This window comes from Amaricoccus macauensis (assembly GCF_049800915.1).
GTDB classification, from domain to species: domain Bacteria; phylum Pseudomonadota; class Alphaproteobacteria; order Rhodobacterales; family Rhodobacteraceae; genus Amaricoccus; species Amaricoccus macauensis_A.
Genome location: NZ_JBNAFY010000001.1, coordinates 867,221 through 885,751 on the forward strand (window position 1 = coordinate 867,221; position 18,531 = coordinate 885,751).

The following is an 18,531-nucleotide window of genomic DNA, read 5'->3' on the forward strand; positions in this document are numbered from 1 at the left end:
CCCCTGCACGTCACCACCACTATTGGACAGATGCAGATTATATAGTGGAGTCAACTTCACTCTACCCAAGCGCTTGAGCCCCTCCTATACTGACGCCCCAGTTGCCGGAAAATCGGGAGGCCGCCCATGCGCTGTCCGTTCTGTGGAAACATCGACACCCAGGTCAAGGACAGCCGTCCCGCGGAAGACCACGTCTCGATCCGTCGCCGCCGATTCTGCCCGGCCTGTGGCGGTCGGTTCACCACCTACGAACGTGTCCAGCTCCGCGACCTCGTCGTGGTCAAGAAGAACCACAAGCGCGAACCCTTCGATCGCGACAAGCTCGAGCGTTCCATTCGTATCGCAATGCAGAAACGCCCCGTGGAGATGGAGCGCATCGACCAGATGATTTCCGGCATCGTCCGCCGGCTCGAATCGATGGGCGAAACGGACATCCCCTCGGACAAGATCGGCGAGATCGTCATGGAATCCCTCGCACGGATTGACACCGTCGCCTACGTGCGGTTTGCCTCCGTCTACAAGAATTTCCAGGCCGCCGACGATTTCGAGGAATTCGTCCACGAGTTGCGCCCGGAACCTGTGGAAAAGGAAGAAGACTGATCTCATGACCAGCAGGTCGGAAGACGCGGGCTACATGCGTGCGGCCCTCGGGCTGGCGCGTCGTGGTCTGGGCCGTGTCTGGCCCAACCCTGCGGTGGGCTGCATAATCGTGCGCGATGGTCGCGTGGTGGGTCGGGGCCATACCGGGGACGGTGGTCGCCCCCACGCGGAGTCTCGCGCCCTGCAACAGGCTGGTGAAGCCGCCCGCGGCGCCACCGCCTACATCACCCTCGAACCCTGTGCCCACACGGGCAAGACGCCCCCCTGTTCCGATGCGCTGATTTCAGCGGGCATTTCTCGGGCCGTCATCGCGGCCGAGGATCCCGATCCGAGGGTAAACGGCCGCGGGATCAATGCGTTGAAATCCGCCGGTATCGAGGTGGATCTCGGCTGCCTGGCCGTCGAGGCCGTCAGCCTGAACCGGGGTTTCCTGAACCGCGTCACCACCGGCCGCCCCATGCTGACGCTCAAGCTCGCCGCCACGCTGGACGGGCGTATCGCGACCGCCACGGGCGAAAGCCGCTGGATCACCGGGCCGCGTGCCCGCGCCGAGGTGCACCTCATGCGTGCCCAGGCCGATGCGGTTCTGGTAGGGGCCGGCACGGTGCGAAGCGACAATCCCCGTCTCGACGTGCGCGACCTCGGGATCGAGAATGCCAACCCGATCCGCGTGGTTGTCACAGGCGGCCTCAACCTCGCCCGCAACAGCTATCTTGCCGAAACCGCCGAGGAAACGCCGCTCTGGCTCTGCCACCACGCGGAAGCCGAGCAATCGCGCGCCGAAGCCTGGTCGGAAAAGGGCGCGAAGCTCGTCGAGATCCCGTTTCAAACCGATGGCCAGCTCGACCTATCGGCCATGATGCAGAAGCTCGGTCAGTCGGGCCTGACACGGATCTTCTGCGAAGGCGGAGGACGGCTCTCGGGCGCGCTTCTGGCTGCGGGCCTCGTGGATGAGATCGTGCTCTATACCGCGGGCATCATTCTTGGCGACGAAGGGACCGCGGCCGTGGGCATGATAGAGGTGGAAACACTCCAGCTTGCCCCCCATTTCAGGCTGGTAGATGTCCACCGTGTCGGCCCGGATGTCCGCAGCCGCTGGCAGCGGCGCTGACACCACAAGAGCTCAAAGCGCCTCGAACTGGCGCTTTTCCCGCTCCGTCCACTTTACCGACAGCGTCAGCCCGTCATCGGTCGGCACCTCGCGCTGAACGAGATTGTGCTCGAAGAGCCAGGCTCTCCGGCGTCCGTCTCCGAACGCGACCGACACTTCATCCTCGAAGGACGAGGCCTTCAGCCGCTCCGCCACCAGCGACAGGAGTTCGTCCGATCCCTCGCCGGTGAGCGCCGAGATCGGAAGGACGCTCTCGTTGCGCGCAGCCGACGCCCGGACCAGCGCCCGCTCGTCCTCGGGCATGAGATCGATCTTGTTCCAGACCTCGATGACGCTTTCCTGCGCCGTCTCGTCGATCCCGAGATCCGCGAGGATGGAGCGCACATTCTCCGCTTGGTGCTCGGTTTCGGGATGCGAAATGTCACGCACATGCAGGATCAGGTCCGCTTCCAGAACCTCCTCGAGCGTGGCGCGAAACGCAGCCACGAGCTGCGTCGGCAATTCGGAGATGAACCCCACCGTATCCGACAGGATCGCCTCCGGCCCGCCGGGCAGCTCAATCGAGCGCATCGTCGGGTCGAGTGTCGCGAAGAGCATGTCCTGCGCCAGAACGTCCGACCCGGTCAACCGATTAAACAGCGTCGATTTTCCGGCGTTCGTGTAGCCCACCAGGGCTACGATCGGATAAGGCACGCGCTGGCGGGCCGAGCGATGCTGCCCGCGCGTCTTCACCACTTTCGCAAGCGCCTGCTTGATCCGCTGAATCCGTTCGTCGAGCGCGCGCCGGTCCGCCTCGATCTGCGTCTCACCGGGCCCACCGAGGAACCCGACACCACCGCGCTGCCGTTCGAGGTGGGTCCAACTCCGCACCAGCCGCGATTTCTGATAGCTGAGATGGGCAAGCTCGACCTGAAGGACACCCTCACGGGTGCGCGCACGATCCCCGAAGATCTCCAGGATCAGCCCCGTTCGGTCGAGAACCTTGCACTTCCACTCCCGCTCCAGATTGCGCTGCTGACCGGGAGACAGGGCGGAATCGACGATCACCAGCCCGATCTCGTCTTCCGCAACCAGCTCCCCGATTTCCGCAAGCTTGCCGGTGCCGAAAAGCGTGGCGGCACGCGGCTCGTTGAGCTGGACCGCGAAAGCCCGAACCACATCGAGTTCGAGCGCGCCCGCAAGGCTCGCGGCTTCGGCCACGGCATCCTCCGGATCGCGCTTGGATTGCCCCGTGATCGCCGGGTGAATGACAAAGGCCCGCATCATTGCGGGCGCGTCAACTGTCTCCGCCTTCGTAGAGCTGGATCGGCTGAGACGGCATCACGGTCGAAATGGCATGCTTGTAGACAAGCTGCGACTGCCCGTCACGGCGCAGAAGCACACAGAAATTGTCGAACCAAGTGATGACGCCCTGCAACTTCACACCGTTCATCAGGAAGATCGTCACCGGAACCTTGGACTTCCGTACGTTATTGAGAAACGCATCCTGGAGATTCTGTTTGTCGGCAGCCATTATTTCAGCCTTCAGTTGTATGGCACGCGCTTTGCGCGTACGTGTTGTTGTTTGGAGTACTTATCGCCGCTGCTGCCGGGCATTTCCAGTGCGGTGCAATAAAATTTTCTGGACATGTGTCCTCGGGGACCGCATCGGCGCGGCTTGATGAGCGCCATTCGTGTCAGCTTCTCCAGAAGGACGGGTTGAAGAGCGCGATCACCACCAGCGTCTCCATCCGGCCCACGATCATCCCGAGCCCGAAGATCAGCCGCCCGGCGGCGTTGAGATCCGTATATCCATACTGCCCCTCACCAGTCTGGATCACCGGCCCCGTGGTGGTCAGGGACGCGACCGAGAAGGTCAGGCTCTCGTTGAAACCGAGCCCCGTGGCCGAGAGCGCGATCATGATGAACGCCAACGCAACCAGAAACAACATGAGAAAAACGAAGGCGATCTTCGGCCCATCATCCGAAATGAGCTGATCGCCTTCCCCATGCCGCCCGAGGCTCGAGGGGTGAACGAGCTTGTCCATCTCGCGCAGCCCGTGCCGGTAGAGCGCGTAGAGCCGCAGAAGCTTCACGCCGCCGGCCGTGGTCGCGATTCCGCCACCCATGACAGCAACCCCGAGCAGAATGGCGCCAGGGTCGGGCAATCCGGACCAGATCTGCATCGTGCGCCAGTCATGGCTCTCGAATCCTGTGGTCGTGAGAAAGGACAGCACCGTGAAGACGCTGCCCCAGAGCGCACTTACCGCCGAATCGAGCTGTCCCTGGCGGTCGATTTCCACGGCTCCGATGAAGCTGCGCAGGAACAGGATCAGCGTCACGCTGAACACCGAGATCAGCATGAGTTGGACTTGAGGGCTGCTGAGCTTGGGGCGCTTGAACCGGAGGATCTGCGCGTTCAGCCCCTTGTGAGAAATCGCGAAGAGCAAGAAGCAAGCGATTGCGATCTCACCCAACCGCCCCGAACCGGCCGCCTCGAGGCGCGGCAGCGGGGAAATGCCGCTGGTCGACATGGTCGACATCGCGTGACAGAGCGCCGTCAGCGGCCTGTCTCCCAGAAGGATCAGGATGAAGGCCAAAAGCCCCGTCAGCAGGGCGTAGACCGGGGCGATCATCCCGGCATACTGCCGAATCCGTCGGTTCCCTTCCGACAGGGACGCTCCGATCCCACCGCTGCGTAGGGCAAGCGTGTTCTGACTGATCTCGAACCCCCCGAGGTTCAGAGGCGCGAGGATCGCGAAGGCCGTGACCAGCACCATCAGACCACCGAACCAGCCGACCATGGCGCGCCAGAGATGCACGGGACCGGGTATGAGCGATGGCCGCTCGAAGATGGTCGCACCCGTGGTCGTGAGGCAGGAGAGCATCTCGAAATAGAGATGGCTGAAAGTGAAGTTGGGGATGATCGACACCAGAGGTGTGGCAAGCACGATCGGCAGCAGCATGTAGGTCGAAAGCAGCGAGAGAAGGTGATAGCGCGCGGCCATCCTCGGCTTGCTGTTCATGGTGGCTGTGCCGAGAATGATCCCGACGATCCCGAAGAAGATCCCGTGATAGAAGAAGCTGCGTGCAACCGCCCATTCCCCGATCGCCATGGCCTGCGCCGCGGGAACAAGCATCGCCGCCGAAATGATCAGCAGCAGGACGACGACGATGGGAAACTGGCGCAAGGCTCCCATGGTCAGAAGAAATCCAGGCCCACCTGAAACAGGCGCTCGACCTCGTTCACCTGATCACGGATGCAGAAAAGCGTAAGCACGTCGCCCTCCTCGATCCGCGTATTTCCGCGCGGCACGAGCAGGTCGTCCCCCTTCTGTATCAGGCCGATGAGACACCCCTCGGGCAGTTCGGAATTGCGGACCGTCCGCCCGGCTATGGCCGATGTGCCAAGCACCTGCGTTTCGATCACCTCCGCCTCCGCATCGCCCACGGAATAGACCGCGCGCACCCGGCCATGGCGCACATAGCGCAGGATCGAGGACACAGTCGTCGCACGCGGGTTCACATAGGCGTCGATCCCCATGGGCGAGATCAGCCCGATGAGCGAGGCATCGTTGACCAGGGCGACAACCAGTTTTGCGCCTTCGGTCTTGGCCCGAACGCAGGCGAGAATGTTCGTCTTGTCGTCATCGGTGAGCGCCAGCACCGCATCCATGTGCCGGACATTGGCCTCCTCGAGCAACTCGAGGTCCAACCCGTCCCCGTTCAGCACGACGGTTCGGTTGAGTGCGTCCGCGGCAAATTCGGCCCGGTCGCGGCGCCGCTCGATGACCTTGACCCGCGCCTTGATGCGCTTGCCCTCGAGCTTCTTGGCGACATTGAGCCCGATATTGCCCGCCCCCACCACGAGCGCGCGGCGCACATCGAGATGCTCCTTGCCGAAGACCTCCATGACGCGCGGAAGATCCGAGGTCGCGGAGAAGATATAGGCCTGGTCGCCGGCATAGAGCTGGTCACCCGGATCGGGCACGAAAAGCCGGTCATTGCGCCGGATGCCCACCACAACGGCCTTTAGCGTGGAAAAGAGCTCGGAGAGCTGGCGAAGCGGTGTCTGCAACACGGCGCAGGCCGAATCGAGCGAGATCCCCACGAGCTGCGCCTTGCCATCCAGAAAGCTTTCGATATCGAAGGCCGCAGGTGCCGCCAGCCGCTGCATCACCGCATCCGCCACCGCAAGTTCGGGCGAGATCACCACGTCGATCGGCAGATGTTCGCGGCGATAGAGATCGGAGTAGATCGCGTTGAGATAGGCCGCCGTCCGCAGCCTGGCGATCTTGCGCGGCACCGAGAAGATCGAATGCGCCACCTGGCACACGACCATGTTGACCTCGTCCGACTGCGTCGCCGCGATCACCATGTCCGCATCCCGCGCACCGGCCTGCTCCAGAACATCCGGGTGCGAGGCGAACCCGGTGATCCCCCCCACGTCATAGGCATCCGAGATACGACGGATCAGGGCGGGGTTGTTGTCGACCACCGTCACCTGGTTCGACGAATCCTCGCGGGAAAGATGGCGCGCAATCTGGCCGCCCACCTGCCCGGCTCCACAGATGATGATCTTCATCGGATATTCCTGATCTCAGGCCAATCCTCGCGGATCACGCGTGTTCTTCGGCCTCTTCGTTCTTCTGCGAGCGGCCCCCCGGAATGACGTTGAGCGACTTCAGCTTCCGATGCAAGGCCGAGCGCTCCATCCCGACGAAGTTCGCGGTGCGCGAGATGTTCCCGCCAAACCGGCTGATCTGTGCCATCAGGTATTCGCGCTCGAAGGTCTCGCGCGCTTCGCGCAGCGGCAGGCCGGCAAAGGCCGCGCCAAGGAAACCGCCATCCACGCCTTCGCTGACCGCGGCCTCCGCCGCCAGTTCGTCCGGCCCGATCGGGGCCGAACTGGATCCGAGGATCAGCGCGCGCTCCAGCAGGTTGCGCAGCTGGCGCACATTGCCGGGCCACTGCATGGTCTGCAGATGCGCCTCCGTCTCAGGCGCGAGTTCACGCTTCGGCAGGCCCTGCGCATCGTTGAGATCATTGAGGAAATACCGCGCAAGCTCGGGAATGTCCTCGCGCCGCTGATCGAGGCCCGGCACCTCGATCGGCACCACGTTGAGCCGGTGATAGAGCTCGGTCCGGAAACGCCCGGCCCGGATCTCGGAATCGAGATCGCGCGTCGTGGCCGAGATCACCCGCACATCCACACGCACGGTATCCGTCCCGCCCACGCGCTGAAACGCCTGATCGACCAGAACCCGAAGGATCTTCGACTGCGTCCCGAGCGGCATGTCGGCGATCTCGTCGAAGAAGATCGTGCCGGTATTGGCCCGCTCGAGCAGCCCCGGCTCGACACCGCGCTCCAGCGTGTCACGCCCGAAGAGCACCTCCTCCATCTGGTCGGCTCCGACCGAGGCCGACGTGACCACCACGAAAGGATTGAGGGAGCGGTCCGAATGGGCATGGATGTAGCGCGCAGCCGAATCCTTGCCCGACCCCGCGGGTCCGGTCAGCATCACCCGGCTGTTGGTGCGCGCGACCTTGTCGAGCCGCGATCTCATCTGCCGGAATGCCGGGCTCGAGCCGATCATCTTCAGGCTCTTCACGTCCTGCCCCTTGAGCGCCGCGTTCTCCCGCCGCAACTGCGAGGTTTCCAGCGCGCGGGTGATCACCACCATGAGCTGGTCGATGTTGAAGGGCTTCTCGATGAAGTCGTAGGCGCCTTGCTTGATCGCCGCGACCGCGATCTCGATATTGCCATGGCCGGAGATGATGACCACCGGAATGGAGGGGTTATCCCGCCGAACCTGCTTCAGGATGTCGATCCCGTCGAGCCGGCTGTCCTTGAGCCAGATGTCGAGAATGATGAGATCGGGCGCCGCCCTGTTGATCTCCTCGAGCGCGGAAGTGCTGTCCCAGGCGAGCCGGACGGAATGCCCCTCGTCCTCGAGAATGTCTCCGATCAGGTCGCGAATGTCGCGTTCATCATCAACCACGAGAATGTCGCTCATGTTGTTCTCTCTTTCAACGTCTCGGGATAGGTGCTTCTGGCGGGGAGGTCGGCGTCGCCGGGCGTGGCCAGCGCCTGCGGGAGCAGGATCCGCATCCAGGCACCCGGCTTTTCCTGGTCATCGGCGAAGAGGGGTGCGGGGCGCATCTCCAGCGAGCCGCCATGCTCCTCGACAATCTTCTTCACGATGGAAAGTCCCAGTCCGGTCCCTTTCGGCCGGCTGGTGACATATGGCTCGAAGAGCCGTTCGGGCTGGTTCGGCAACCCGGTCCCGTTATCCTGTATGTCCAGAACGAGCAGATCGGGCTCGGCGGTCAGGCAAACCCGGATGGCGCCCTTCTCGTCCCGACCCTCTTCCTTCCTGGTATCAATGGCTTCCGACGCGTTCTTGAGAACGTTTGTCAGCGCCTGATTGATCATCGTGCCGTCGAGCCGCGCCAGAACGCCGTGCTCGGGAAGGTCCACCTCAAACTTAATATCCGGCCGCGCGGTCTCCTGCAGCAGCACCGCATCCATCACCAGCTTCTTCACGTCCTGCGACTTGCGCTCCGGCGCCGGCATCCGGGCGAATTTCGAGAACTCGTCCACGATGCGCCTCAAATCATTGGTCTGGCGCACGATCACATCAGCAAGCTGCTCCAGCGACTCGCGCTTGTCGCCCACGATGGGGCCGAACTTGCGCCGCATCCGCTCTGCCGAGAGCTGGATCGGCGTGAGCGGGTTCTTGACCTCATGGGCAATCCGCCGCGCCACATCCCCCCAGGCCGCCATGCGCTGCGCCACCACGAGGTCGGTCACATCGTCGAAGGACACCACATACCCCTCAAGGTCGCCGTCACCAGCCTCGCGCGCCGCGACACGGACAAGCAGCTCGCGTTCGAGCGCGTGACGTCGCAGACGCACGTCGCCCTTGGCGACCGAGGACGCCCGGCTGTCGAGCTTGTCCATCAGGTCGGCGAACTCCGGCACGATATCGGCAAGAAACGCGCCGTGCACGCCTTTCGGATCGAGCGCGAGAAGCTCGATGGCAGCGGTATTCACCACCTCGATCCGCCCCGCGCTGTCGAGCCCGATCACTCCCGCCGTCACCCCGGTAAGGACCGAGTCGAAGAGCCTGCGCCGCCGATCTGTCTCGTCATGGGAGGCAATGAGCTCATCGCGCTGCGCCTTGAGCTGCCGGGTCATCTTGTTGAAGGTCTGGCCCAGGAGTGCAATCTCGTCATCGCTGCGGGACTCGCTCACCCGGACATTCAGATCGCCGCTGCCGACGCGCTCCGCCGCGCTCGCGAGCTTGCCCACGGGCCGGGAAAGCCGCTCCGCGAACCAGAGCCCCATCCAGACAGCCGCGAGAATCACCACCAGCGCCACGCCCATGTAGATCAGCGCGAACTCGAAGATCAGCCGACCCCGGTCGTTCTCGAGCTGCTGGTAGAGGCGCACGGTCTCCTGCGTCTCGTCGAGCAGCCCGAGGATCTCGCCATCCACCGCGCGGCTCACGTAGAGATAGCGATCCGCGAAACCCTGCAACTGGAGCAACGCGCGAAACTCGTTGTTCTCCCAGTCCTCGATCACCACGACCTCGCCGGCGGAGGCCCTCTCGATATCGGCCTCGCTGGGCTGGATGTAATCGAAGAGATAACTGCGCTCGCCCCGCGCGCTCAGTTCCCCCGCCCCGGTGATGACGTAAGCCTTGGGCAGCGCGCGCTGCATCTGAAGCTGGCCAGCGGTGAGAAGTTCCCGCAACCGTCCCCCGGACATCAGCGGTTGGCGCTGTTTCTGTTCGGAGAGGAAATAGCCCAGCATCCGAGCATCGGTCTGAAGCGTCGTGCGATGCTCCTCCTCATAGGCTTCTGCAGCCGCCATCGAATTGGAAACCACGTCGCGAACCCGCTCGGAGAACCAGCCCTCTAAGCCGAAATTCAGCGTGACCGTGGCGAAGATCGCGACAAGAATGGTGGGGATGAGCGCGATCGCCGTGAAAAAGCGCACCAGCCGCATGTGCAGCTTTGCCCCCGCCGAACGCCGCTTGCGCGCCGCGATCATCTCCGCGATCCGCCGCGCCACGAACATCGCGACCGTCAGGGCATAGACGAAATCGCAGATCAGCAGCGTGCGCAGCACCGGCTGGCTGGAAAGCGCATCGATCCCGCCGAGCGCCGCGAAGGTCGCGGCCGCGAGCAGAGGACCAAGCGCCAGCATGGTCCAGCGCGATGCGGTTTTCACGCTGGGGCGACTCTGCCAGCGCAGCAATCTCTCTCCAGCAAGGCTCAGGGAATGTAGGCGCATTTATCCGTGGCGCGCTTCTTTGTTGCAAAAGGCTCGACTGTGACCTTTCTACATCATTTTCTTGCCACGTGTCACCCGAATGTCCAGATCCCGAATCTTTTTTCGCAGAGTATTCCGATTGATTCCCAACAATTCGGCCGTTCTGACCTGATTTCCGCGCGTCGCGGAGAGAGAAAGTGCGATAAGAGGCAGCTCCATCTCCTTGAGAATACGGTCATAAAGTCCGTTCGGCGGCAACGTGTCCCCGTGGAGATCGAAGTATCGGCGTAAATGCGCCTCTATGGCATGCGCGAGCCTCTGGGGCTGGGCGTTCTGCGCCGGAGTGGAGGAACTTGGCCGAGCGGAAACCTCCTGCGTGACAACATTTGCCGAGATCACGTCATCGGTGCAAAGCACGCAGAGCCGACGGATGAGATTCTCCAGTTCGCGGACATTCCCGGTCCATTCCTGCTTTTTCAGGATGTCGAGTGCCTCGCGCGAGATGGTCTTGCGCGGCAGTCCCTCTGTCTCGGCCTTGCGCAGGAAGGAGCGCGCGAGATCGGGCACATCCTCGAGCCGCTCGCGCAGGGGCGGCAGGCGGATCGGCACCACGTTGAGCCGGTAGAAGAGGTCCTCGCGGAAGCGGCCCTCCGTGATCAGCCCGCGCAGATCCTGGTGGGTTGCGGCGACGATACGCGCATCCGCCGCCTGCACGTCGCGCCCGCCGACGCGGGTGAACTCGCCCTCCTGGAGCACGCGCAGCAGCCGTGTCTGCGCATCGAGCGGCATGTCGCCCACCTCGTCGAGGAAAAGCGTGCCGCCACGCGCCAGCTCGAACTTTCCCGCCATGGCCCGGTCGGCCCCGGTGAAGGCGCCCTTCTCGTGCCCGAACAGCTCGCTCTCGATCAGATCGCGCGGGATCGCCGCCATGTTGATCGCCACGAAAGGCCCGTCCTTGCGCATGCCGAAGTTGTGCAGCGCCCGCGCGACCAGCTCCTTGCCGGTGCCGCTCTCGCCATTGATCATGACGCCGAGATCGGTGTTCATGAGCCGCGCGAGAATGCGGTAGACCTCCTGCATCGCCGGGCTGCGGCCGATCAGCGGCAGGTTTTCCTCGCGCTGCACCGGCTCGTCATCCGAAATGGGCCCGCGGCGCGACTTCTGCTTCAGCGCCTTGGAGACCTGCCCCAGAACTTCCTTCAGATCGAAGGGTTTGGGGAGGTATTCGTAGACCCCCACCTCCGCCGCGCGGATCGCCGTCATCACCGTGTTCTGCGCGCTCATCACGATCACCGGCAGGTCGGGCCGGCGCTTCTTGATGGCGGGCAGGAGGTCGAGCGCATCGCCGTCGGGCATCATGACATCGGTCACGACCACGTCACCCTCCCCTTCGTCCACCCAGCGCCAGAGCGTCGAGGCGGTCCCGGTTGCGCGCACCCGGCACCCGGCGCGGGTCAGCGCCTGCGCCAGAACCGTGCGGATCGTGCGATCATCATCGGCGACAAGGATCGTTCCTTCCATCCGTTAACGTCCTTTCTCGATTTTCTTGTTCTTGCTCTGCGGCGCCGACCGTTCGTTCCAGACCGGCAGCCGCACGATGAACCGCGTGCGTCCCGGCCGGCTCTCGCATTCCACCGTCCCGCCGTGATCGGAAATGATCTTGGAGACGAGCGAAAGCCCGAGGCCCGTGCCGTTCTCCTTGGAACTGACGAAGGGGTCGAAGATGTCGCTGATCAGCGTTTCCGGAATCCCGGGCCCGTTGTCCGTGATGGTCACCAGGAGCGGCAGGCTCTCGCTCGCGCCGCCGGGCCGCGAAAGCTTCACACCGGGCCGGAAGGCCGTTCCGATGGAGATCGCGCCACCCACACGCGGAATGGCTTCCGCGGCGTTCTTCAGAAGGTTCTGGAAGACCTGCAAGAGCTGGTCCGGATCGCCGGAGGCCGGCGGCAGCGAGGGGTCGAACTCCTCGTGAAAGCGCGCATGCGCCGCGAAACCCGCCTGTGCCGAACGCCGGGCGCGATCAAGCACGTCATGAATGTTGATCGCCCGGCGTGATGCGGGCCGCAGATCGCCGAACTGCTCCACCCGGTCCACCAGCGCCCCGATCCGCGCAGCCTCTTCCTGGATCAGGCCGGTCAGTTCGCGATCCGCCTCGCCCAGCCCCATTTCCAGAAGCTGCGCTGCGCCGGAAATGCCGGCGAGCGGATTGCGGATCTCGTGGGCCAGCATTGCCGCCATTCCCGAGACGGAGCGCGCCGCGGAGCGGTGGCTCAGGCTGCGATCCATCTTTTCCGCCATGCCGCGAGGATGCATCAGAAGCAGGATCTCCCCATCCGCCTCGTGCATCGGCGCGGCATGAACGTTCTGCAACGCAGGCGGCATGCCCTGCCAGCTCACGGTGACGTTGTATTGCGTCACCGAGACATCGCTCCTGCGTGCCTGGTTGATCACATCGACGACGACGCTGTTGGGTCCGAGAAACTTGGTCAGCGGCTTGCCGCGCATCTGCCGGAACGAGGTCGAACCGAAGTCCTCGGCGGCCGGATTGGCGGCCCGGATCGTGTCATCCTTGCTGATGATGAGACCGGGATACGGAATCGCGCTCCAGAGCGCCTCGAAACCGATATCCATCAGGCCACGGCCTGCAGTTTGGACGAATTGCAAGAAGGTATCCCTGTTTGAAGCGCATTGATGACGGCCGCGGGGTCCGGAAGCCGCATGACATGGGCACGCAGCGGAGCCGCGCCGTCGAGCCGGTCGAGATACCAGCCGAGATGCTTGCGCGCGACCCGGACACCAAGCTCGCTGCCGTAGAAACGCAGCATGTCCTCGTAGTGACCGACAACCAGATCGACCAATTCGTCCACCCCCGGATCAGGCGGCACCGGGCGGCCTTCGAGCGCCGCCGCGATCTGGCTCAGAACCCAGGGCCGGCCACGCGCACCGCGCCCGATCATCACCCCATCCGCCCCGGAAAGCCGCAGCGCTTGGGCGGCGGACGCCCCGTCGACGATATCGCCATTGACCAGCAGCGGGAGGGAAACGGCTTCGCGCACCGCCCGAACCGCCCCCCAATCGGCGCTTCCCTTGTAGAACTGACAGCGCGTCCGGCCATGAACCGCCACCATGCAGGCGCCCGCATCCTGCGCCATTCGGGCGAAATCGGGCGCATTGCGCGCCGCATCGTCCCAGCCGAGCCGCATCTTGACCGTCACCGGCAGGCTTACGGCCTCCGCCACAGCCTCGATGATGGCCTGCGCGAGATCGGGCTTGCGCATCAGCGCCGAGCCGGACCATCCTGTCGTGACCTTCTTGGCCGGGCAGCCGAAATTGATGTCGATGATCCGCGCACCTGCGCCGGCACAGTAGCGCGCCGCTTCGGCCATCAGTTCGGGCTCGTTGCCCGCGATCTGTACAGATGTGCGATCGTCCTCCGCGCCAAGTTCGGCACGCGCGCGGGCGCCGCGCCCGGCGCTCAACACCTCGCGGCTCGCAACCATTTCGGACACGACCAGCCCCGCACCATACCGGAGAACAGCTCTCCGGAAGGGCCGATCGGTAATTCCCGCCATAGGTGCGAGAAAAACAGGCGGAGCGTAAGACTTGCCCCCAATCCCGACAGACATTTGCTTATTCCGTATGCACCATTAACGCTTTGCATACCCCATGCCGGAAAGACTGGCAATATATAAGCATATGCCCAAACATTGTAGAGTTAATCGACCCGCCCTATAAGCTCCGCGCGAGCAGGAGGCAGGGCAGATGACAAGCGCCGGATTGATTGTGGCCGCCGGACGCGGCCAGCGGCTGGGCGGCGAGATTCCCAAACAGTATCTCGATCTCGGCGGGCAGGCCATCCTGCGCCACTCCATCGACCGCTTTCTCGCCCATCCCCGCATTCAATGCGTCGCCGTGGTGATCCATCCCGACGATCTGCCGCTCTACAGGGCGGCGATATCCGGGCTCGACACACCGCGCCTCCTCCCCCCCGTCGAGGGCGGCACCACGCGATCGCTCTCCGTGCGCGCAGGCCTCGAGGCCCTGGCGGCAAACCGTCCGCGAAACGTGCTCATCCATGACGGCGCGCGCCCCTTCGTCACCGCATCCACCCTCACGGCGGTCATCGACGCGCTCGCCGGGAGATCCGGCGCCTTCCCGGCCCTGCCCGTGGTCGATGCGCTCTGGTCCGCCGAAGACGGCGAGGCCCGGCACCCGGTCCCGCGCGCGGGCCTCTGGCGCGCCCAGACACCGCAGGGCTTCGATTTTGCCGGGATTCTCGCAGCCCACGCAGCGCATGAGGGTGATGCCGCCGATGATGTCGAGGTCGCCATCGCGGCGGGGCTTGTGGTCGGGGTGGTCGAGGGTGCAGAAGGAAACTTCAAGATCACAACCCGCGCCGACCTCGATCGGGCAAGACAGGGCCTCATGCAAACTCCCGACATCCGCACCGGAAACGGCTTCGACGTCCACAAGCTCGGCCCGGGCTCCTCCGTCACCCTCTGCGGCGTGGACATCCCCCATGATCACGGCCTGATCGGCCATTCCGATGCCGATGTGGGCATGCACGCGGTGACCGATGCCATCTTCGGCGCGCTGGCGGAAGGCGATATCGGCCAATGGTTCCCGCCTTCCGATCCACAGTGGAAGGGCGCCGCCTCCGAGATCTTCCTCGCCAAGGCCGCCGAGCGGGCCGCAGCGCGCGGTTTCGCGATCACCCATCTCGACTGCACGCTCATCTGCGAACGCCCCAAGATCGGGCCACACGCAGATGCCATGCGTGAACAGCTTGCCCGGATCACCGGCATCGCGACCGAGCGCGTCAGCGTCAAGGCCACGACCTCCGAACAGCTCGGCTTCACCGGTCGCGGCGAGGGCATCGCCGCTTTCGCCACAGCTACACTTGTGAAGACATGAGCCGGTTCATCGCCACATTCGGCTTCGTGGGCCTCATTCCCGTCGCCCCCGGCACCTTCGGGTCACTGGCCGCCCTCCCCCTCGCCTGGCTCCTGCACTGGAGCGGCGGCTTTCCCGCCCTCGCCCTTGCGATCGTCGCCGTCTTTTTCATCGGCCTCTGGGCCACCACGCGCGAAACGTCATCGGGCGAAAACCCCGACCCGTCCGAGATCGTGATCGACGAAGTCGTTGGACAATGGATCGCGCTGGTGCCATTGTCTGCGGGGCTCTGGCACGCCGGTGTCGCGCCCCACATCTTTCCCTACCCCGGCTGGATCGGCGGGTTCCTTCTCTTCCGCATCTTCGACATCTGGAAGCCTTGGCCGGTTTCCTGGGCCGACAATCTTCACAGCCCGCTCGGCGTCATGCTCGATGATGTCCTGGCCGGCATTCTCGCCGCTGCCTGCGTCGCGATCGCTGCGGCGATCGCTCATGGAGCAATGACCGGATGATGAGTGTTCTCAAGGCTGTCGACCTGCTGGACAATGCACGGGGGCGCGGCATCCTCATCGCCACGGCGGAAAGCTGCACCGGCGGCCTCGTGAGCGCAGCTCTGACCGACATCCCCGGCTCGTCGCGCGTCGTGGACAGGGGTTTCGTGACCTATTCCAACGAAGCCAAGGTCGAGATGCTGGGTGTCGACCCGGAACTGATCGCGACGCATGGGGCCGTCTCCGAGGAGGTCGCGCGCGCCATGGCCATTGGCGCCCTCACCCATTCGAGAGCCCAGCTTTCCATCGCCACCACCGGCGTGGCGGGGCCCGGAGGGTCCGAGTCCAAGCCCGAGGGGCTGGTCTGGTTCGGGGTCGCATTCGGGGACAGGGTCCGCACGGATCACCGCCGCTTTGGGGCCATCGGTCGGGCGAACGTGCGTGCGGCCACGGTCGAAATCGCCGTGGACATGGCAATTCAGCTCTTGGCGCGCGGCCCGTAAAGCTGCTCGGCGCGGCGTTCGAAGGCCCGCACGATCCGCTGCATCGCCTCGTTGAAGACAACGCCGATCAGGCGCTGCAGGATGCTGGAGCGGAACTCGAAATCCACGAAGAAGTCCACCTCGCAGCGCTTCTCGTCGAGGGGCACGAATTTCCAGTGGTTGTTGAGATACTTGAACGGCCCGTCGAGATACTCGACATCGATCCGGTGCTGATCGGGCCGCAGCGTGACCCGCGAGCCGAATTTCTCCCGGTAAACCTTGAACGAGATCACCAGATCCGCATCCATGACCTCGCCGTTCTCATCGGGCAGAGGCTTCGATCCGCGCACCCGCGCCGCAGCGCACCACGGAAGGAACTCCGGATATTTCGAGACATCCGCGATCAGCGCGTACATCTCGTCCGCGCTGTAGGGCATGATCCGTTTTTCGGCGTGTGTCGGCATTCTGAGGCGGCTGTCCGATCGACTTGAACTGATCAACTGAAGCCCGGTCAAACCACAGCCGACCCAACAGCACAAGGCAAAAGCCCGTCTCATTCGCGCAATGCTGCCCTGCGGGAAACATGCCCGCTGCGGATTGCGCCCGCCCGCGCGAGATGCGAAGACCGTGCCGGAGCCGAGCAGCGAAGAGGGTGATCCGAGGTGGTCGACAGGAACTACGTCATCGACGAGATGATCTCAGCCAAGCAGATCGCGGCGCGTGTCGAGCTGCTGGCGCGCGAGATCAAGACCCACTTCCACGACACCCAACAGCTGGTGGTCGTTGGCCTTCTCAGGGGCTCCTTCATCTTCATCGCCGACCTGGTGCGCGAGCTCGACCTGCCCGTCGAGGTCGATTTCCTGGAGGCCTCCTCCTACGGAAACTCCACCGAAAGCAGTCGCGAGGTCCGCATTCTGAAGGACTTGCGTGGCGAGATCGCCGGGCGCGACGTGTTGCTCGTGGAGGATATCGTCGACACCGGCTACACGCTCAGCCACGTCCTCGCCATCCTGCGCACCCGCGAACCGGCACGCCTTGAGGTCTGCGCCCTGCTCGACAAACCCTCCCGACGCGAAATCGACATCAAGGCCAGTTGGACCGGCTTCGAGATCCCCGACGAGTTCGTCGTCGGCTACGGCATCGACTACGCCCAGCGAAACCGCAACCTGCCCTTCATCGGCTCGGTGCGCTTCACGGGATGAGCCCTGACGCGCGGGTCGGGAGACACCCATGAAAGACGCCGAAGCCGCTACATTCTCGGGCGCAACGCTCGACCGCGCCGCGCATTTTCGGGCCGATCCCGGAAAGCTCGCCGAATTCTTCGCCCATCCGGAGGCCCGCTGCCTGCCCTTCTGGCGAAACCGGGCGTTGCTCGAGGCGCCCGAGGGCACTTCGCCCGCCCTCACCTGGCTCGAAACCGGCCACCCGATCTTCGCGTCCGCCACCGAAGCCCCGGTCTTTCTCGGCCTCGAGGGCACGGCACCTCGCTTCGCGCGCCTGATACCCGACTGGGAAGACGCCCATACCGAAACCACCGGCTTTCTGGATCCGAGCCGCACGCCGCACCCGGACCTGCCCCCGCGGTTCGTCTTCGCCGATCTGCGCGCCTCCATGGGGCAGCTCGCCCAGGCCGACGCAGGCAATGCCGCCACCGCCCGCGGCCTCTTTGCCTGGCATGAAACCCACGGCTACTGCGCCCGCTGCGGCGCCCCTTCGGAGATCGACGACGGCGGCTGGCGGCGCACTTGCCCGGCCTGTGGCGCGCATCACTTTCCCCGCACCGATCCCGTCGTCATCATGCTGATCACCCATGGCAACTCGTTGTTGCTGGGCCGGTCGCCCGGCTGGCCGGAGGGCATGTATTCCCTCCTCGCGGGCTTCATGGAACCCGGCGAAACCGTGGAGGCCGCCGTGCGCCGCGAAACCTTCGAGGAAACCGGCGTGCCGGTGGGCGAGGTCGGCTATCTCGCGAGCCAGCCCTGGCCCTTCCCGTCGAGCCTGATGATCGGCTGCCACGGCGTGGCTCTGGGACGCGACATCCGCCTGGACCCGAAAGAACTCGACAACGCGCTCTGGCTCACCCGCGAGGACACGCTGCGCGCCATGATCGGCGATCTGCCCGGTGTCTGGCCAGCCCGCAAGGGATCCATCGCCCGGTTTCTCATCGAGCGATGGCTGGCGGACAGTCTCGCCTGATCGGTCGCGCCGCTACTCCACCGTGATGGTCAGCGGCTCCGACAGGATCGGCGGATCGAACGGAATGTGGTTCTCGTCGCCAAGAAGCAGGTAGAGCGTGTGTTCGCCCGGCGCGAGATCGATCTCGGTTTCGGTCTGGCCGCCGCCGAAATGCACCACGTTCTCATCGGCGGGCAGCGCACCACTCAGATCGAGGCTCTCGGGATCGACATCGATGATCAGATGGTGATGGCCCGTGGCCGCCTTCTCGACACCCGCAGGCGCGATACCCATCCCCGTCAGCCCAAAGACGACCCGCACCGGAGAAGAGACCGTCGCGCCCTCCTCGGGTGACACGAAATAGACCGAAGCCCCCTCGGGCGCGGGCTTCTGCTGGGCGATGGCGGCCGAACCGGAGACGAGCGCCCCCGCAGTCAAGGTCGCGGCAAAGGTTGTGGCCAGCATCGTGGCCATGAACATTCTCATTGGATTTTTCCTCCCGTTTCCGGCGCCTTATGT

General features: G+C 64.4%; 18 protein-coding genes. 7 read left to right on the forward strand and 11 right to left on the reverse strand.

Features of this window, described 5'->3' with window-relative positions; genetic code table 11:
• Positions 1-126 precede the first annotated feature (126 nt).
• Both nrdR and ribD read left to right on the forward strand, forming a co-directional pair.
• Positions 127-600, forward strand: coding sequence for a transcriptional regulator NrdR (gene nrdR / locus ACP15W_RS03950; RefSeq protein WP_424931521.1), 474 nt, complete (start codon positions 127-129; stop codon positions 598-600).
• A 4-nt stretch (positions 601-604) separates the two neighbouring features.
• Positions 605-1,711: a bifunctional diaminohydroxyphosphoribosylaminopyrimidine deaminase/5-amino-6-(5-phosphoribosylamino)uracil reductase RibD gene (gene ribD, locus ACP15W_RS03955; RefSeq protein WP_424931522.1), complete on the forward strand. Its 1,107-nt coding sequence runs from the start codon at positions 605-607 to the stop codon at positions 1,709-1,711.
• A gap of 12 nt (positions 1,712-1,723) precedes the next feature.
• On the opposite strand, the gene hflX is transcribed toward ribD, so the two are convergent.
• The 9 genes from hflX to dusB form a co-directional block, all read right to left on the reverse strand.
• A complete protein-coding gene (hflX, locus tag ACP15W_RS03960; protein ID WP_424931523.1) occupies positions 1,724-2,977 on the reverse strand; it encodes a GTPase HflX in 1,254 nt (417 codons plus the stop codon).
• A 10-nt stretch (positions 2,978-2,987) separates the two neighbouring features.
• On the reverse strand, positions 2,988-3,224 hold the full coding sequence (gene hfq / locus ACP15W_RS03965; protein WP_424931524.1) for an RNA chaperone Hfq: 237 nt from the start codon (positions 3,222-3,224) through the stop codon (positions 2,988-2,990).
• 163 nt (positions 3,225-3,387) lie between these two features.
• Positions 3,388-4,890: a TrkH family potassium uptake protein gene (locus ACP15W_RS03970; RefSeq protein ID WP_424931525.1), complete on the reverse strand. Its 1,503-nt coding sequence runs from the start codon at positions 4,888-4,890 to the stop codon at positions 3,388-3,390.
• Positions 4,891-4,892: 2 nt separating this feature from the next.
• Complete coding sequence (gene trkA, locus ACP15W_RS03975) at positions 4,893-6,275, reverse strand: Trk system potassium transporter TrkA (RefSeq protein ID WP_424931526.1); 1,383 nt, start codon at positions 6,273-6,275, stop codon at positions 4,893-4,895.
• Positions 6,276-6,309: 34 nt separating this feature from the next.
• Complete coding sequence (locus tag ACP15W_RS03980; protein WP_424931527.1) at positions 6,310-7,707, reverse strand: sigma-54-dependent transcriptional regulator; 1,398 nt, start codon at positions 7,705-7,707, stop codon at positions 6,310-6,312.
• Entirely contained in the window at positions 7,704-9,992 is a 2,289-nt protein-coding gene (locus tag ACP15W_RS03985; RefSeq protein WP_424931528.1) for an ATP-binding protein, read from the reverse strand. Before ACP15W_RS03985 ends, ACP15W_RS03980 begins: the two co-directional genes overlap by 4 nt.
• 48 nt (positions 9,993-10,040) lie before the next feature.
• Positions 10,041-11,492: a nitrogen regulation protein NR(I) gene (gene ntrC / locus ACP15W_RS03990; protein ID WP_424931529.1), complete on the reverse strand. Its 1,452-nt coding sequence runs from the start codon at positions 11,490-11,492 to the stop codon at positions 10,041-10,043.
• 3 nt (positions 11,493-11,495) lie between these two features.
• Complete coding sequence (locus ACP15W_RS03995; RefSeq protein WP_424931530.1) at positions 11,496-12,635, reverse strand: two-component system sensor histidine kinase NtrB; 1,140 nt, start codon at positions 12,633-12,635, stop codon at positions 11,496-11,498.
• Positions 12,602-13,597, reverse strand: a complete 996-nt coding sequence (gene dusB / locus ACP15W_RS04000) for a tRNA dihydrouridine synthase DusB (RefSeq protein ID WP_424931532.1) — start codon at positions 13,595-13,597, stop codon at positions 12,602-12,604. The genes ACP15W_RS03995 and dusB overlap by 34 nt, the downstream gene beginning before the upstream one ends.
• Positions 13,598-13,733: 136 nt before the next feature.
• Here dusB and ACP15W_RS04005 point away from each other — a divergent pair, with 136 nt between their 5' ends.
• The 3 genes from ACP15W_RS04005 to ACP15W_RS04015 are packed head-to-tail and all read left to right on the forward strand — an operon-like array spanning position 13,734 to position 15,858.
• Positions 13,734-14,885, forward strand: coding sequence for a bifunctional 2-C-methyl-D-erythritol 4-phosphate cytidylyltransferase/2-C-methyl-D-erythritol 2,4-cyclodiphosphate synthase (locus tag ACP15W_RS04005; protein ID WP_424931533.1), 1,152 nt, complete (start codon positions 13,734-13,736; stop codon positions 14,883-14,885).
• Positions 14,882-15,376, forward strand: a complete 495-nt coding sequence (locus ACP15W_RS04010; protein ID WP_424931534.1) for a phosphatidylglycerophosphatase A family protein — start codon at positions 14,882-14,884, stop codon at positions 15,374-15,376. The genes ACP15W_RS04005 and ACP15W_RS04010 overlap by 4 nt, the downstream gene beginning before the upstream one ends.
• On the forward strand, positions 15,373-15,858 hold the full coding sequence (locus ACP15W_RS04015; protein ID WP_424931535.1) for a CinA family protein: 486 nt from the start codon (positions 15,373-15,375) through the stop codon (positions 15,856-15,858). Before ACP15W_RS04010 ends, ACP15W_RS04015 begins: the two co-directional genes overlap by 4 nt.
• Here ACP15W_RS04015 and ACP15W_RS04020 read toward each other — a convergent pair.
• Positions 15,834-16,301 carry a type II toxin-antitoxin system RatA family toxin gene (locus tag ACP15W_RS04020; RefSeq protein WP_424931536.1) on the reverse strand — a complete coding sequence of 156 codons (468 nt, stop codon included), beginning with the start codon at positions 16,299-16,301 and terminating at the stop codon, positions 15,834-15,836. The genes ACP15W_RS04015 and ACP15W_RS04020 overlap by 25 nt on opposite strands.
• A 198-nt stretch (positions 16,302-16,499) precedes the next feature.
• Here ACP15W_RS04020 and hpt point away from each other — a divergent pair, with 198 nt between their 5' ends.
• Together hpt and nudC are read left to right on the forward strand one after the other, a co-directional pair.
• Positions 16,500-17,039 carry a hypoxanthine phosphoribosyltransferase gene (hpt, locus tag ACP15W_RS04025; RefSeq protein ID WP_424931537.1) on the forward strand — a complete coding sequence of 180 codons (540 nt, stop codon included), beginning with the start codon at positions 16,500-16,502 and terminating at the stop codon, positions 17,037-17,039.
• 28 nt (positions 17,040-17,067) lie between these two features.
• On the forward strand, positions 17,068-18,033 hold the full coding sequence (gene nudC, locus ACP15W_RS04030) for an NAD(+) diphosphatase (protein ID WP_424931538.1): 966 nt from the start codon (positions 17,068-17,070) through the stop codon (positions 18,031-18,033).
• Positions 18,034-18,045: 12 nt separating this feature from the next.
• Here nudC and ACP15W_RS04035 read toward each other — a convergent pair whose 3' ends face one another.
• Complete coding sequence (locus ACP15W_RS04035) at positions 18,046-18,498, reverse strand: DUF4399 domain-containing protein (RefSeq protein ID WP_424931539.1); 453 nt, start codon at positions 18,496-18,498, stop codon at positions 18,046-18,048.
• Positions 18,499-18,531: the final 33 nt, after the last annotated feature.

Excerpts from the sequence above, each read along its gene's own strand:
- nrdR (WP_424931521.1), top strand. The coding sequence starts at position 127 with ATGCGCTGTCCGTTCTGTGGAAACATCGACACCCAGGTCAAGGACAGC.
- ribD (WP_424931522.1), top strand. The coding sequence starts at position 605 with ATGACCAGCAGGTCGGAAGACGCGGGCTACATGCGTGCGGCCCTCGGG.
- hflX (WP_424931523.1), bottom strand. The coding sequence starts at position 2,977 with ATGATGCGGGCCTTTGTCATTCACCCGGCGATCACGGGGCAATCCAAG.
- hfq (WP_424931524.1), bottom strand. The coding sequence starts at position 3,224 with ATGGCTGCCGACAAACAGAATCTCCAGGATGCGTTTCTCAATAACGTA.
- ACP15W_RS03970 (WP_424931525.1), bottom strand. The coding sequence starts at position 4,890 with ATGGGAGCCTTGCGCCAGTTTCCCATCGTCGTCGTCCTGCTGCTGATC.
- trkA (WP_424931526.1), bottom strand. The coding sequence starts at position 6,275 with ATGAAGATCATCATCTGTGGAGCCGGGCAGGTGGGCGGCCAGATTGCG.
- ACP15W_RS03980 (WP_424931527.1), bottom strand. The coding sequence starts at position 7,707 with ATGAGCGACATTCTCGTGGTTGATGATGAACGCGACATTCGCGACCTG.
- ACP15W_RS03985 (WP_424931528.1), bottom strand. The coding sequence starts at position 9,992 with ATGCGCCTACATTCCCTGAGCCTTGCTGGAGAGAGATTGCTGCGCTGG.
- ntrC (WP_424931529.1), bottom strand. The coding sequence starts at position 11,492 with ATGGAAGGAACGATCCTTGTCGCCGATGATGATCGCACGATCCGCACG.
- dusB (WP_424931532.1), bottom strand. The coding sequence starts at position 13,597 with ATGTCTGTCGGGATTGGGGGCAAGTCTTACGCTCCGCCTGTTTTTCTC.
- ACP15W_RS04005 (WP_424931533.1), top strand. The coding sequence starts at position 13,734 with ATGACAAGCGCCGGATTGATTGTGGCCGCCGGACGCGGCCAGCGGCTG.
- ACP15W_RS04010 (WP_424931534.1), top strand. The coding sequence starts at position 14,882 with ATGAGCCGGTTCATCGCCACATTCGGCTTCGTGGGCCTCATTCCCGTC.
- ACP15W_RS04015 (WP_424931535.1), top strand. The coding sequence starts at position 15,373 with ATGATGAGTGTTCTCAAGGCTGTCGACCTGCTGGACAATGCACGGGGG.
- ACP15W_RS04020 (WP_424931536.1), bottom strand. The coding sequence starts at position 16,301 with ATGCCGACACACGCCGAAAAACGGATCATGCCCTACAGCGCGGACGAG.
- nudC (WP_424931538.1), top strand. The coding sequence starts at position 17,068 with ATGAAAGACGCCGAAGCCGCTACATTCTCGGGCGCAACGCTCGACCGC.
- ACP15W_RS04035 (WP_424931539.1), bottom strand. The coding sequence starts at position 18,498 with ATGAGAATGTTCATGGCCACGATGCTGGCCACAACCTTTGCCGCGACC.